Source organism: Nonomuraea sp. NPDC000554 (assembly GCF_040300065.1).
Lineage (GTDB): Bacteria > Actinomycetota > Actinomycetes > Streptosporangiales > Streptosporangiaceae > Nonomuraea.
The window spans coordinates 192,131-206,444 of sequence record NZ_JBEPDC010000006.1 but is presented as its reverse complement, the minus strand read 5'-3'; the positions used below and the strand labels follow the sequence as shown (position 1 = coordinate 206,444).

Annotated in this window: 13 protein-coding genes; 3 read left to right on the top strand and 10 right to left on the bottom strand. The window is 72.2% G+C overall.

What is annotated here, in order from left to right; translation table 11 throughout:
• Position 1 precedes the first annotated feature (1 nt).
• The 7 genes from clpB to ABT294_RS14250 all read right to left on the bottom strand — a co-directional run bounded on the left by clpB (position 2) and on the right by ABT294_RS14250 (position 9,698).
• Complete coding sequence (clpB, locus tag ABT294_RS14280) at positions 2-2,605, bottom strand: ATP-dependent chaperone ClpB (protein ID WP_350805938.1); 2,604 nt, start codon at positions 2,603-2,605, stop codon at positions 2-4.
• Positions 2,606-2,630: 25 nt separating this feature from the next.
• The gene (locus tag ABT294_RS14275; RefSeq protein WP_350805937.1) at positions 2,631-2,927 is read right to left on the bottom strand and encodes a chaperone modulator CbpM; all 297 of its coding nucleotides are present in this window, start codon (positions 2,925-2,927) and stop codon (positions 2,631-2,633) included.
• Entirely contained in the window at positions 2,924-3,865 is a 942-nt protein-coding gene (locus ABT294_RS14270; protein ID WP_350805935.1) for a DnaJ C-terminal domain-containing protein, read from the bottom strand. The genes ABT294_RS14275 and ABT294_RS14270 overlap by 4 nt, the downstream gene beginning before the upstream one ends.
• Positions 3,865-4,401, bottom strand: coding sequence for a nucleotide exchange factor GrpE (locus tag ABT294_RS14265; protein WP_350805933.1), 537 nt, complete (start codon positions 4,399-4,401; stop codon positions 3,865-3,867). Before ABT294_RS14265 ends, ABT294_RS14270 begins: the two co-directional genes overlap by 1 nt.
• Before the next feature lie 29 nt (positions 4,402-4,430).
• Complete coding sequence (gene dnaK, locus ABT294_RS14260) at positions 4,431-6,341, bottom strand: molecular chaperone DnaK (RefSeq protein ID WP_350805932.1); 1,911 nt, start codon at positions 6,339-6,341, stop codon at positions 4,431-4,433.
• 214 nt (positions 6,342-6,555) lie between these two features.
• The gene (locus tag ABT294_RS14255) at positions 6,556-9,162 is read right to left on the bottom strand and encodes a helix-turn-helix transcriptional regulator (protein WP_350805931.1); all 2,607 of its coding nucleotides are present in this window, start codon (positions 9,160-9,162) and stop codon (positions 6,556-6,558) included.
• A gap of 137 nt (positions 9,163-9,299) precedes the next feature.
• On the bottom strand, positions 9,300-9,698 hold the full coding sequence (locus tag ABT294_RS14250; protein ID WP_350805930.1) for a hypothetical protein: 399 nt from the start codon (positions 9,696-9,698) through the stop codon (positions 9,300-9,302).
• A gap of 112 nt (positions 9,699-9,810) precedes the next feature.
• Between ABT294_RS14250 and ABT294_RS14245 the strand changes: the two genes are divergently transcribed.
• Both ABT294_RS14245 and ABT294_RS14240 read left to right on the top strand, forming a co-directional pair.
• Positions 9,811-10,371, top strand: coding sequence for a TetR/AcrR family transcriptional regulator C-terminal domain-containing protein (locus ABT294_RS14245; protein ID WP_350805929.1), 561 nt, complete (start codon positions 9,811-9,813; stop codon positions 10,369-10,371).
• Positions 10,372-10,573: 202 nt separating this feature from the next.
• Complete coding sequence (locus ABT294_RS14240) at positions 10,574-10,765, top strand: DUF5999 family protein (RefSeq protein WP_350805928.1); 192 nt, start codon at positions 10,574-10,576, stop codon at positions 10,763-10,765.
• A gap of 406 nt (positions 10,766-11,171) precedes the next feature.
• Here the strand turns inward: ABT294_RS14240 and ABT294_RS14235 are convergent, their stop codons facing one another.
• Entirely contained in the window at positions 11,172-11,762 is a 591-nt protein-coding gene (locus ABT294_RS14235; RefSeq protein ID WP_350805927.1) for an alpha/beta hydrolase family protein, read from the bottom strand.
• Between the two features lie 82 nt (positions 11,763-11,844).
• Between ABT294_RS14235 and ABT294_RS14230 the strand changes: the two genes are divergently transcribed.
• Positions 11,845-12,192 carry a hypothetical protein gene (locus ABT294_RS14230; RefSeq protein WP_350805926.1) on the top strand — a complete coding sequence of 116 codons (348 nt, stop codon included), beginning with the start codon at positions 11,845-11,847 and terminating at the stop codon, positions 12,190-12,192.
• A gap of 479 nt (positions 12,193-12,671) precedes the next feature.
• On the opposite strand, the gene ABT294_RS14225 is transcribed toward ABT294_RS14230, so the two are convergent.
• A complete protein-coding gene (locus ABT294_RS14225; protein ID WP_350805924.1) occupies positions 12,672-13,460 on the bottom strand; it encodes a tetratricopeptide repeat protein in 789 nt (262 codons plus the stop codon).
• Between the two features lie 58 nt (positions 13,461-13,518).
• Positions 13,519-14,121: a hypothetical protein gene (locus ABT294_RS14220; protein ID WP_350805923.1), complete on the bottom strand. Its 603-nt coding sequence runs from the start codon at positions 14,119-14,121 to the stop codon at positions 13,519-13,521.
• Between the last annotated feature and the right edge of the window lie 193 nt (positions 14,122-14,314).

Below are 14,314 nucleotides of genomic sequence, written 5' to 3'. Positions count from 1 at the left end.
CTCAGCTCCCTGGCTCGTGGAAGGTGACGTCCAGCTCGCCCTCCTTGGCGTCGACCGTGATGGCCGAGCCCTCCGGGACGTCGCCGGCGAGCAGGGCGCGCCCGATCCTCGTCTCGACCTCGCGGGCGATGAAGCGGCGCAGCGGCCGGGCCCCGTAGACGGGGTCGTATCCCTCGGTGGCGATGAGCTGGCGCGCCTCCTCGGTGACCTCCAGGGTGAGCCGCCGATCGGCCAGCCGCTTCCTGATGTCGGTGAACATCAGATCGACGATCTGCTCGATCTCGGCCTCGGTCAGCGGCTTGAACAGCACGATGTCGTCGATCCTGTTGAGGAACTCGGGCCGGAAGTGCTGACGCAGCTCCGCCATCACCTGGGCGCGTCCCTCCGGCTTGATCTCACCGTGGGCGGTGACGCCGTCGAGCAGGTACTGCGAGCCGATGTTCGAGGTCATGACGATCACGGTGTTGCGGAAGTCGACGGTGCGGCCCTGCGCGTCGGTCAGCCGCCCGTCGTCGAGGACCTGCAACAGGATGTTGAACACGTCCGCGTGGGCCTTCTCGATCTCGTCGAACAGCACCACCGAGTACGGCTTGCGCCGCACCGCCTCCGTGAGCTGGCCGCCCTCCTCGTAGCCGATGTAGCCGGGAGGGGCGCCGACCAGGCGGCTGACCGTGTGGCGCTCCTGGTACTCGCTCATGTCGATGCGGACCATGTTGTCCTCGGTGTCGAACAGGGCGGCCGCGAGGGACCTGGCGAGCTCGGTCTTGCCCACGCCGGTCGGTCCGAGGAAGAGGAACGACCCGATGGGGCGCCGGGGATCCTTGACGCCGGAGCGGGCACGGATCACGGCGTCGGCCACGAGCCGCACGGCCTCGTCCTGTCCGATGACGCGCTCGTGCAGGATCTCGTCCAGCCGGAGCAGCTTGTCCCGCTCCGCCTCCTGGAGGCGGACGACGGGAATGCCGGTCCAGCGCGAGACGATGGACGCGATCTCGTCCTCGGTGACCACCTCGCGCAGCAGCCGGCGCCCGCTCTGCCGGGTGCCCAGCCGCTCCTCCTCGGCGCGGAGCCGCCGTTCCAGCTCGGGCAGCCTGCCGTGGCGGAGCTCGGCGGCCCGGTTGAGGTCGTAGGCGCGTTCGGCCTGCTCGGCCTCCCGCCGTACGGCCTCCATGTCCTGCCGCAGGGCCTGGACCTTGCGCAGGGCCGCGCGCTCGGCCTCCCACTGCGCCCGCATCGAGTCGGCCTCCGCCCGCAGGTCGGCCAGCTCTCGGCGCAGCTCGGCGAGGCGGGTCTGGCTCGCGGGGTCCTCCTCCTTGGCCAGCGCGGCCTCCTCGATCTCCAGCCGCATCACGCGCCGGGTCAGCTCGTCCAGCTCGGCGGGCATGGAGTCGATCTCGGTGCGGATCATCGCGCACGCCTCGTCGACCAGGTCGATGGCCTTGTCCGGCAGGAACCGGTCGGCGATGTAGCGGTGGCTCAGTTTCACGGCGGCGACCAGGGCGCTGTCCTGGATCTTCACGCCGTGGAAGACCTCCAGCCGCTCACGCAGCCCCCGCAGGATCGACACGGCGTCCTCGACGGAGGGCTCGTCGACGAGGACCGGCTGGAACCTCCGCTCCAGAGCCGCGTCCTTCTCGATGTGCTGGCGGTACTCCTGGACCGTGGTCGCGCCGATCATGTGCAGCTCGCCGCGCGCGAGCATCGGCTTGAGCATGTTTCCGGCGTCCATGGCGCCCTCGGTCGCCCCGGCTCCGACCACCGTGTGGAGCTCGTCGACGAACAGCAGGATCCGCCCCTCCGCGGCCTTCACCTCGTTCAGCACGGCCTTGAGGCGCTCCTCGAACTCGCCGCGGTACTTGGCGCCCGCCACGAGCGAGCCCATGTCCAGGCTGAAGATGGTCTTGTCGCGCAGCCCCTCGGGGACGTCGCCGCGGGTGATCCGCTGGGCGAGCCCTTCCACGATCGCGGTCTTGCCGACGCCCGGGTCGCCGATCAGCACGGGGTTGTTCTTGGTCTTGCGGGAAAGGATCTGGATCACGCGGCGGATCTCCGTGTCGCGGCCGATCACCGGGTCCAGTTTGTCCGCGCGGGCCTCGGCCACCAGGTCGCGGCCGTACTTCTCCAGCGCCTCGTAGGCCACTTCGGGCATGGCCGAGGTGACCCGCTGGTGGCCCCGGATGGAGGTGAGCGTCTGGAGGAACCGGTCCCTGGTCAGTCCCTCGCCGTGCAGCAGCCGTCCCGCCGCGGTCTCGGTTCCCTCGTCGATCAGGGCGAGCAGCAGGTGCTCGACGGAGACGTACTCGTCCTTGAGCCGTCGCGCCTCCCGGTCCGCGGCGTCGAGCAGCCGTGACAGGCGCTGGGTGATGAAGACCTGTCCGGGCGCGGCACCCGGCCCGCTGACCTTGGGACGGCGCGACAGCTCGTCCTCCAGGTCCGCGCGGAGGCGTTTCTCGTCGGCTCCCGCCTGCGCCACCAGCCGGGGGGCCAGCCCCTCGGGCTGTTCGAGCAGGGCCAGCAGCAGGTGCTCGCCGTCGACCTCGGTGTGCCCGTGGCGCAGGGCCTTGGTCTGGGCGTCGTGCAGGGCCTCCTGCGATTTCTGCGTCATCCGGTTCGGGTCCACTCCAGTCCCCTTAGTCTCGTCGTGACAGGTTCCGCAGGGTGGCCTCCAGCTCCTCGATCCGGTCGAGCAGGTCGGTCACCAGGCCGATCCCGGCGTAGTTGATCGACAGGCTTTCGCGCAGCCTCAGGATCCGGGCGGCCGCCGCCACCTGCGACGGAGGGAAGCACAGCTCCCCCCTGGCGTCCCTGGCCGGTTCGAGCAGGCCGAGCGCCACCAGCCGGCGGACGACCTCCGGATGCAGCCCGGTGGCCCGCGCGTAGGAGTGCAGGTCCAGCCGCGCCGGCCGTACGAGTGCGTACGTCGTCATGAACGCCCCCTCGGATCGAACCGTGACACGGCGGCGAGCTGCTCGAGCAGGCGCCGCTCCTCGTCGGTGAGCCGGGCCGGCACCATGATCCGGACCTCGGCCAGGAAGTCGCCGGCGGTGCCGCGCGGGTTGGGCATGCCGCGCCCGCGCAGCCGCAGGCGGCGGCCGGAGGAGGTGCCCGGCGGCACCTTGAGCTTCGCCTCACCGCCTGGCGTGTCGATGGCGACCGTGGACCCCAGCGCCGCCTCCCACGGTGCGAGGGGCAGGGTGACCTGGATGTCGCGGCCCTCCACGCGGTAGCGGGGATGGTCGGCGATCCGCACGATGAGGTAGAGGTCGCCGGGCGTCGCCCCCTCGCTTCCCTGCCCGCCCTGGCCGGCCAGCCTGATGCGCTGCCCGTTCGTGACCCCCGCAGGGATCGTGACGTCCACCCGCCGGCCGCCGGGCAACGTGAAGGAACGGCGCCCGCCGTGGTACGCCTCCTCCACCGTGAGCGTCAGCTCCGCCTCCTGGTCGGCTCCGGGCATCGGCCCCCGGCGCCGCCGGCCACGTCCGCCGAACATGCCGCCGAGCAGTTCCTCCAGATCGACGTCGGCACCCGCGCCGAACCCGAAGTCCTCGGCCCGCGCCGAGCGCCACGGGCCGCCGCCTGTGCCCGCCCCCGCTCCGGCGCGGGCACGGGCCCACTGCGCGGGATCCACGTCCGGCGGCACCTGACGGAAGTCGTGCCCGAACGCGTCGTAGCGGCGGCGGGTTTCAGGATCGGAGAGCACGGCGTAGGCCTCGGAGACCTCCTTGAACGTGTCCTCCGCCCCCGGGTCCTTGTTGACGTCGGGATGGTAGGCGCGCACCAGCTTGCGGTAGGCCCGCTGGATCTCGTCCTGGTCGGCGTTCCTGCCGACGCCGAGCACCTCGTAGAAGTCCCGTCGATCGGCCATCACTCCGCCTTTTTCGCGACGACCACCACCGCGGGCCGCAGCTGCCGCCGGCCGTCGCCGTAGCCGGGCCGCAGCACCTCCACGACGGTGCCCGGCTCGACGTCCTCCCGTTCGGTGGTCGCCACCGCCTCGTGGCGGGTGGGGTCGAAGGGCCCGCCGCTCTCGTCGTGGCGGGCGTAGCCGAGGCGCGACAGCGCGGCGACGGCCTGGTCCCGCACCGCCCGCACCCCGGCGACGACCGCGTCGGCGTCCTCGCCCGCACCCTGGGCGGCATGACTCAGCGCGAGTTCCAGGTTGTCCAGGACGGGCAGCCACTCGGCGGTCACCCTGTCCCGCTCCTCGGCCCGCAGCCGCTCGGTGTCACGGGCGATCCGCTTGCGGAGATTGTCCAGGTCCGCGACGGCACGCAGCCAGCGGTCCTCCAGCTCCGCGAGCTTGGCATCCGTGTCCGCGACTGCGTTTTCCTGCAGGTTTTCCTGGGACTGCGCTTCAACCGCCCGGTCGGTGGTGCCGGGCGCCTCTTCGTGACCGTTCATGTCACACCCGTTCACGTCACCCGTTCATGTCACTCGGAATCGGACGTGGTGAACTCGGCGTCGATCACGTCCTCGTCACCGCCCGGGGCGCCTTCCTTCCTGCCCTGTGGCGGCACGCCGGCCGCTGCCTCCGGCCGGGCGCCCGCGCCTGCCACGGCTCCGAGGCCGTGGTAGACCTGCTGGAGCTCGCTGCTGAGCGGGCGCAACCGGTCGATCGGCGCCTCTTCCTTGATCGCCTGCCGGGCGTCGCCGACGAGCTGCTCCGCACGCGCCTTCTCGTGCACGGGCACCGCGTCGCCGAGCTCCTGCAGCCGGCGCTCCACCTGGTACGCGATCGAGTCCAGCTCGTTGCGAGCGTCGACGGCCTCGCGGAGCCGGGTGTCCTCGGTGCGGTGCTGCTCGGCGTCCGCGACCATCCGCTCGATCTCCGACCTGTCCAGGTTGGAGCTCTCGCTGATGGTGATCCGCTGCTCGGCGCCGGTGTCCTTGTCACGGGCGGAGACGTTGAGTATGCCGTTGGCGTCGACGTCGAAGGTGACCTCGACCTGCGGCACCCCCCGCGGCGCGGGGCGGATGTTCTCCAGCCGGAACCGTCCCAGCACCCGGTTGTCGGCGGCGCGCTCCCGCTCTCCCTGGAGGATCACGACGTCGACGGCGTTCTGATTGTCCTCGGCCGTGCTGAAGGTCTCGGTTCTGCGGGCCGGGATCGTCGTGTTGCGCTCGATGACCTTGGTCATGAGGCCGCCGAGGGTCTCGACGCCCAGCGAGAGCGGCGTGACGTCGAGCAGGACGACGTCCTGGACCTCGCCCTTGATGATGCCCGCCTGGACCGCCGCGCCGATGGCCACGACCTCGTCCGGGTTGACCGTCATGTTGGGGTCCTTGCCCCCGGTGAGCCTGCGCACGAGGTTCTGCACGGCGGGCATCCGGGTGGACCCGCCGACGAGGATCACCTCGTCGATGTCGGCGGGCCTGAGCTTGGCGTCCTCCATCGCCTGTTCGACGGGGTGGATGCAGCGTTCGACCAGGTCGGTGGTGATCTGCTCGAACGTGGACCGCATGAGCGTGGTGTTGAGGTGCTTGGGCCCCGAGGCGTCCGCCGTGATGAACGGCAGGCTGATCGTGGTCTGGCTCACCGCGGACAGCTCGACCTTGGCCTTCTCGGCCGCCTCGAAGAGCCGCTGCAGGGCCTGCGGGTCGCGGCGCAGGTCGATGCCCTGCTGCTGCTGGAACTCGTCGGCCAGGTGGTCGACGATCCTGCGGTCGAAGTCGTCGCCGCCGAGGTGCCCGTCGCCCGAGGTGGCGCGGACCTCGATGACTCCCTCGCCGATGTCCAGGATGCTGACGTCGAAGGTGCCGCCGCCCAGGTCGAAGACCAGCACGGTCTCGTTGGTCTTCTTGTCCAGCCCGTAGGCCAGCGCGGCGGCGGTCGGCTCGTTGATGATCCGGAGGACTTCCAGCCCGGCGATGCGTCCGGCGTCCTTGGTCGCGTGGCGCTGGGCGTCGTTGAAGTACGCCGGAACGGTGATGACGGCCTCGGTCACCTTCTCGCCGAGGTACTTCGCCGCGTCGGCGGCGAGCTTCCGCAGCACGAGGGCGGAGACCTCCTCCGGCGCGTACTCCTTGTCGCCGACCTTGAAGCGGACGGCTCCCTGCGGCCCCTCCACCACGTCAAAGGAGACGGCGTTCAGCTCGCTGGTGACCTCGTCGTAGCGGCGGCCGATGAACCGTTTGGCGGAGTAGATCGTTCCCTTCGGGTTGAGGATGGCCTGCCGGCGGGCGAGCTGGCCCACCAGGCGCTCGCCCTGGTCGGTGAACGCCACCACGGACGGCGTCGTCCGGGAGCCTTCCGCGTTGGGAAGCACGTTGGGCTGGCCGTCCTCCGTGGCGGCGATCACCGAGTTGGTGGTGCCGAGATCGATGCCTACTGCTTTCGCCATGGCTCGCGCCCCCCTCGGCGCCCTGGCATGGACGCGACCGTGAAGATCCCCAGGAACACGGCTCCTCCTCTCCTCCTCAGGCGGACACCTCGTTGTGCCTGGGCTCGGCGGCCTCCGCCTTGGGGACGGTCACGACGCCGTCTGCCAGGTGCGCGGTGCATACGTCTCCGAGGCTTCTCCGGGCGCTTCGCCGCCACATCCCCCAGACGTGTAGTCATAGCCGCTCAGCCGGAGGGTCGATCCGCCCCTGTGCGACGGCGAGCCGCGTGAGCTCGACGCGGGAGTTGATGTGCAGCTTGCGGTAGATGTGCCTCAGGTGGAAGGCGACGGTGTGCACGCTGATGAACATCTGGTCGGCGATCTGCCGGTTGGTCCACCCGTCGGCGACGAGCATCGAGACGCTGTGCTCGGTCTCGGTGAGGCTGTCCCAGCCGGAGATCGGCCGTTCGGCGTAGCCCCAGTGCCGGTGGCGCACGCCCATGCCACGAAGCCGCTGGCGGACGCGCGCCGCGTCCCAGACGGAGCCGATGTCGTCGTAGATCGCCAGCGCCTGATCCAGGCTGCCGGTCGCGTCCTCGCGCCGCCCGGCCACGGCGAGCGCCACACCGAGGTCCTCCGCGGCGGAGGCGCGCGCCCACACGTCCTGCGTCTGACCGGCGGCCCGGGAGAGGGCGTCGCAGTCACCCTCCAGCAGCCCCCGGGCGTGCGCGGCGGAGGCGGCCAGCGCGGGGAAGCCCGGGTTGGCACGGCTGAGGGCCTCCGCGGTGGCCACGACGACCTCGGCCGCCGGCCGGTCGTTCACGGCGAGAGCCATGCGGACCAGCCACGCGCTCGCCGTGGGCTCCATGGTGAGCATCAGCCGTTGCCACCCGGACCGGCCGGCAAGGTCCGCGAGCAGCGTCATCGCGCACCGCGGGCCGTCGCGCATGTCCGAGACCCGCGCGGCGAGCAGGGCGTGCCGCGTACGGCCGTCGTGGGAGTCCCCGGGCACGTGCGCGGCGTGCCGGGTCGCCGCCCGGAGGTCACCGCACCGCAGCGCGACGGCGGCGAGTACCGAGCCGGCCACCGCGGCGGATCGGGGCGTGTTCAGGGAGGTGGCGAGGTCCAGGGCTCTCTCGGCCTCGGTGACGGCACCGTCGAGATGACCCGCGAGGAGCTCGGCCCGGGCCTCAAGGGCGGCGGCGTCCGCGGCCCAGGCCAGATGGCCGTTGGCGAACATGTCCTTGCGCGCCTCCCGGAGGATCGCCCGCGCCTCGTCGAGCCGGTGCACGTCGGTGAGCATCGCGGCGGAGATCAGCCGAGGCTCGTAGCGGTGCGCGACCGGCTCGTCCGCCCCGGCCAGCCGCCGGGCCTCCTCGGCGAGCGCCAGCGCGTCGGCGAGCCGCCCCTTGTCCCACTCGGTCGCCGCGAACGCCATCAGGGCCGCGACCGTGGCCGCCGCACCGTGACGGGAACGCTGTTCGAGGATCTTGCGCGCGTACGTCCGCACGGACCTGCCGCCGTTCCGCAGGGACGTCATGGCGTACAGCCGCGCCCGGATCGCCCGGTCACGCACCTGGCCGGGAAGGTCCGGCACGGCCAGCACCGTCTCGGCCTCTCGCACGGCCTGGTCGATCCTTCCGGTCAGGTACAGGATGTCCGCCAGCGCGCAGCGCAGTTCGGCCACCTCGGACGCCGGTTCATGGTCGGTGAGCCGTCCCCGGACCATCTGCTCGGCCTCCTGCAGCCGCCCCGCGGCGACGGCGGCGTCGATGCCGCCGATGCTGGGGACGTCCGGCAAGCCCGCCGGCTCGTACGCCCCTGGAACGCCGATCTGGTCCAGCAGCGCCTCCCGGACCGGTTGCGGGACCTGCGCCGCGACGACGCCCCTGACCAGCTCCTGGCGGAACGAGAGACCGTGCTCGTTGACGGCCAGGATGCCCGCTGCCATGCACTCCTCCACCACGGGGAGCAGCGCCGCCGGTGTGGTGCCGAGCAGCGACGCGGCCTGCGCCGGCGAGAACGACTGGCCGAGCACGGCGGCCGTCTCCACCAGATTCCTGGCGTCCGCGCTGAGGGAGTCGGTCCAGTGCCGCACCACCCTGCGGAAGCGGTTGGGGACGTGCGCGTGCGACAGGTGAGCGCCGTCGCCGGTGACTCGGAGCAGGCCCTCGTCGCGCAGGCCGGCGAGCAGCTCGGTGACCAGCAGCGGATTGCCGCCGGCGGCGGCCACCAGGGCCAGCGTCGCCGGATCGGGCGGCACCCCGAGCATGTCCGTGGTCAGCTCGGTGACCGCGTCCGGGGAGAGCGACGTGAGTGCCACCCTCGCGGCCCCGTTCTGCTCCAGGAGGTCGAACAGGGAGGCGGCATGGCCCTTGGCCGCGCCGGTCGAGCGGCTCAGCAGCCAGCCGACGGATCGGGGGGCGAGCAGGCCGTGGAGGGCACGCAGCGCCATCAGGGTCGCCGGGTCGGCCCACTGGAGATCGTCGAGGACGGCCAGCACCGGTGCCGCGGCCCGTTCCTCGAAGGCCGTCCGCAGGCGCTCCAGCGCCCGCGCCCGTGAGTCGAGGCGGACGGAAGGATCGTCCCGACCGGTGTCCGGCTCCGGCCGGAGATCCAGGGCTTCGAACAGCACACCACACGGAACCAGCTCACCCAGCTCCTCCGGCCTGCCCCTGAGCACGTCGATGCCCCGCTCGGACGCGGCGGCCGCGGCTTCGGCGAGCAGCCGGGTCTTGCCGGCCCCGGGCTCGCCGTCCACGAGCAGGGTTCCGCCCCCGCCCCTGCCGACCGTTCGAAGCAGGCCGTCGACCTGTCGCCACTCCCGTTCGCGTCCCCGCATGTCGCGTCCCCCGAGGGACCGCTTACCGGCCGGAGACCGCTGAATCCCATGCCTGCGGAGATCTTTCCTGCCTCAGCCCCGTCGCCGAGCGCGACTCGCAGCGGACCGGGAAGCTCGCTGGGCGGCGAGCGGCTTTCTCAGCGGGCCGCGGGGACCGGGCGGGGGACGCGCGGGATGCCCCAGAGCCGGTTGTCCTCGCGCAGCGTGCGCAGGCGCTCCACCTCGGACGTCCACAGGGCCCCGTCGGGCGTCGCCTTGGCCTTGCGGCGGGCGATGCGGTCGTCGTACGCCTTGACCCCGAACGTGGCCCGCTGGCCGCTCTCGGCCGCGCGCAGCGCGTCGGTGAGCGCCTTGTCGAACGCCTGACCGGCCGCGAGCAGCTCGATCTCGTCAGCGTCGGCGGCCCGCAGATCGCGCAGCAGCTGCTCGGCCTGCCTGAGCTTGTCGAGCAGCTCGGGGAAGCTCTTGGAGATCTCCTGGTCCGCGTGGTAGCGGACCTCGGCCTCGCGGCTCACCCGCGGACGGAAAAACGCCATCGACTCTGCCCCTTCAGCGCAATCAGTTCTTACCGCCGACCAGCGTACGCCGTCCGGCGACACGTCCCGTAATCGGACGGGCGCGACCGCCTTTACATAGTAAGCTGCCCGCATGCCGGCCAAGCGACCGCCCGTCCCTCTCTCCCGCGAGCGCATCATCGACTCCGCGCTGCACATCGCCGACACCCAGGGCCTGCGCAGGCTGACGATGCGCAGACTGGGCGACGCGCTCCAGGTGGAGGCGATGGCCATCTACCACCACCTGCCCAGGGGCAAGGAGGCGCTGATGGACGCGCTGGCCGAGCACGTGACGTCCGTCCAGGTGGAGCAGGGCCCCACCTGGCAGGACACCGCCAAGGCCTGGTGCCGGGCCGGCCGCGAGCTACTGCGGGAGCATCCCGGCGTCCTCGCGCTGGCCCTGACGAAACCCCCGAAGGGGGCCACGCTGCTGGCCATCAGGGAGCAGACCGAACAACTCGCCGACGGCGGCCTGGAGAACGCGGCCGAGGCCGTGCGGTCCCTGCGGGCGTTCGTCTTCGGCAGCGTCGCGGTCGAGGTGCAGCAGTCGGGCTGGGCCGACCCCGAGGTGGACGTGTGGACCAGGCGTGACGAGCGCGCCGACGAGGACTTCGAGCGAGGGCTCGACGCGTTGCTGAAAGGGTTGCGAATCTAGTGGGCGTGTCGAGCTTGGACCGTTATCCTGCATAAGGCACGCTGTGTCGAAGGTCACACGGACGGGCATCCTCCTCTAACAGTCCTAACGGGCTATGTCGGAACGTGTGACATAGGTCGCACACTTGTAGGAAAGAACAAACCCGAGCCGCTCCCGCCGCTCGCACGCCGGGGGCCGTCCACGAGATATCGGAGGCACGCCGATGTGCCCGCACGACCCGGCCTGTCCGTCAGCCGACGCGCCAGACCGCGAGGCCGCACGTACCCTCGCCTGCCACCCTGAGCAGGGGTGGAGTCTCCTCTGCAACGGCGTCGTCCTGTTCGAGGACACTGGGGAGCTCCTGCCGGGGGGCACCGTCATCGCCCCGCACCGCCCGGTCGTCGGCGCCGCCTGACCTCCAGGTCACAGGCGCCGGGTGACCGCACGGTCGCGGGTGCGGTCCGACAGCCCCGCACGGCCACGGACTGCCACGGACGGCCTGTCACCGCCCAACCCGCGACCATCAGCCCAACCAGGGGCAGTAAGCCCCTCGAAACCTCGGATACCACCCCGCCATCGCTCGACCACGGGCGGGGTGCCCGCCCCACAGGCGAGACCGGCGACATCACGCCACCGCCATCCGACCACAGGCGGGGCACCGCTTCGCAGACGAGCCCATGGAGAGCACGCCACTGCCGCTCGATCACGGGCGAGGCGCCGCTTCGTCAACGGCCCCGGACTCGCCTCGCCGTCGGCGGGCAGGGTGTGACCGCCTCAGGCGCCGCCCGGCCGAGCTCGTACCCGAGCCCCGTACTCCGGCCTCACATCTGACGCGACAGCCATTCGGCGACGACCTCGCCCACCCGAGCGGGGTCCTTCTTCAGATCGTGCCCCTCCCCCGGCAGCACCACCAGGCGCGCCGCATCGGCCGGGTCCGGGACGCCGAACGGGTCCCGATCCCCGTTGACCACCAGCACGTCCACCCCGGCCCCGCGCAGCTCGTCGGCCCTGGACCGGTCCGGCTTGCCGGGCGGATGCAGCGGGAAGGCCAGCGCCACCACCGCCGACGCGCCGACCGCCTTCGCGGTGCGGCACGCCACCCGGGCGCCGTTGCTCCGCCCGCCCTGGACCAGCGGCACATCGGGCCAGCGGGCCCGCAGCTTCTTCAGGACCACGCCCCACGCCTCGTCCTGCCGGACGGCCGAGCCGGGCGCCCTGGCGCCGGCCACCCTGAAGGGCTGCGTCACCCTGGCGACGGTCGCGCCGACGCCCAGCGCGGCGTCGCGGACGGCCAGGAGGTCGGGCGCGTCCACTCCCCCGGCCGACCCGTGGGTCAGCACGAGCAGCATCCGGGGCTCCGCCGCCTCGTCGACCTCGACCAGCGCCGGGCCGCGCGGGGTCACAATCCTCACGCCAGCACCGTACCTGGGGATGAGAAGAGCATGGCCCCCAGGGCGGATGACGGCGCGCCGTCATCAGGGGATGATGAGCCTCATGCCAGACACGCGTCCCATCCGTGAGGAACTGCAGGCGACTCTCGACGCCCGCCGCGACCTCGGCCCCGACTACGAAGCCGCGCTGGTCGAGTCGTTCGCGGAGCGTCTCGAAGCCACGATCGCGGCGCGCATCCACACCGAGCTCCAGCTGCGCGGCGCGGCCCCGCAGAAGACCAAGTCGAGCGGCGCCGCGATGATCCCCATCGCGCTCGGCTCGATGGGCATCGGCATCCCCCTGACGGCCATCGCCGCGGGCAACGCCGGGCTGGTGGGGCTCACGATCTCCTGGATCGCCATCGTCGCCATCAACGTCGCAGCGGCGGGCGCCATCATCCGCCGCGGCTGACCCGTCACACCCCGGTGCCCGCCCTGCGCGGTCACGCCGGACCACCCGAACAAGCCATGCGTTGCCCGTCGGCAGGCAAGCCACACGAGTCAGACAGGCCCGGCAAACAGCATGCTGGCCTGCTGACATGCCGACCGGGCGTTGCCCTGTCAGCAGGCAGGCCGGGCGAGCTGGCGCGCCTTGTGAGCCGACAGGCCCCGCCAAGAGGCGGGCCGGGCGAGCAAGCAGTACCGGCCTATAGAAGGGCCGAGCGAGCCGGACAACCCCGTGTACCGGCCCGTGGGGTAGCCGCGTATCAGCCCGTGGGGGCGTGTGGGCGGGACGTCCGTGGACGGGGGCGGGACGTCCGTAGGCGGGGGTCGCCGGTCCGTGGGCGGGAGCACCGGTCTGTGGGCGGGGCGTCCGGGGCGGGGGCGTCGGTCCGTGGGCGGCATGTCTGTGGGCGGGGGCGTCGGTCTCCGGGCGGGGGCAGGAGAGGATCAGGCGTCGCGGTTGTAGCGGAGGCGGACCTCGGCGGCGAGGGTCTCGTCCTCGTGGTTGAGGCCGTACGCCCACACGCTGTCGGCCTCCTCGTCGCGGCCGCGGAGCGGGAAGGTGCGCGCCAGCAGTTCGACGGCGAGGGCGCTGGTCTCGGCGTCGCCACCCTGCTCCAGCGCGGCCGTGAACTCCGCGCACGCCAGCTCCAGGTGCGCGATCCCGAGCTGGACGCGCAGCCGCGCCACGTCGCCGTCGGCGGCGCCCTCCAGGGCGTCGAGGAGGACCTCCGCCGCCTGCCCCGGCTCGCCGCGTTCCAGCAGCAGGTCGGCGAGCTGCTGGCGGGCGTCGACGGCGACCTCCCCATCGGACGCCTCCACGGCGGCCCGCAGCTCGCGTTCGGCCTCGTCGTAGTCCGCCGACAGCCTGGCCAGCGCGAGATGGGCCAGCGGGACGTAGGCGCGCGTGCCGAGCCCGAGCACGGCCTGCCAGGCGGCCCTGGCCTGCTCGGCCCGGCCTTCCCGTTCGAAGCCCTGCGCCAGGTGGCAGGCCGCCTGGGCGGCGAATTCGGGGTGACCGGTCGCCAGGGCGGTGCGGGCGGCGGCGCGGGCGCCTTCGACGTCGCCGCGCTCGTCGAGCACCACGGCTAAGCCGACGGCGGCCTGCGCCCTGTCGGGGCCGTCGGGGTCGGCGGCGAGGTCGGCGAGGATGGCCGCCGCCCCGTCGAGGTCACCGTCCTCCGCCAGGCGGCGGGCGGTGTCGAGGGGTGGGGTCTCCAGCTCTGAGGACGTCAAGAGAGCTCCTTAGGCGACGGACGCCCCGAGCCTAACGAGTTCTGGCGATCATGTCTGCTCACTTGACGGTGAAGGACTGGCCCGCACTCGGTTCGCCGGGTTTCGGCCCGGCGCGCAGCAGGCGCAGCGACCTGATCGCGATCACGCCGAAGGCCAGTTGGAAGGCCGCCTGTCCGAGAACGAGGTGCCCTTCGGTGCTCAACACGTAGATTCCGGACAGCACTCCGCTGCCGACCTGGACGGCGACCAGCACGACCCCGGCGGCGTCGGCGCGGGCCCACGTGACGAGCAGGATCGCCAGGATCAGCTCGTGAAGGAACAGACCGGCGCCGAATAGCCTGTGTATCCAGTGCACGGGCTCGGCCAGCGTGTAGGGCGTCAGCAGGACGCCGGTCAGTAACACGGCGAAGGAGTCTCCGGCCCGCCGCACGAACCCGGGCGAGCGCAGGTCCGGGGCGGCGGCCCGTAACGCGCGGCGGGTGAACAGCGCGGCCCCGAGGAAGCCGATCGCGTAGGGGACGATGGTCCGCCAGTGGACGCCGAAGTCGCTCATGCCGCAGTTGACCGTCAGGCAGTCCGGCATGGCGACCAGGCACGTGGTCAGCCCGCCGAACAGGCAGAGCTGGCCTTTGACGAGGTCGCCGAGCACGCCGTCGCGCATGGAGCCCTCCCGCGGTGATCCACCGCGTCCACCGTACCGACAAATGACGCGAAACGGCCCTCCCCGCAGCACGGAGAGAGCCGTGACGCGAGAAGGGCCGTGACCCACCGATGGCCGTGGCACACGAAGCACCGCGGCGCGCAGAGGGCCGCGCGCAGAGGGCCGCGTGTAGAGGGCCGCGTGTAGAGGGCCG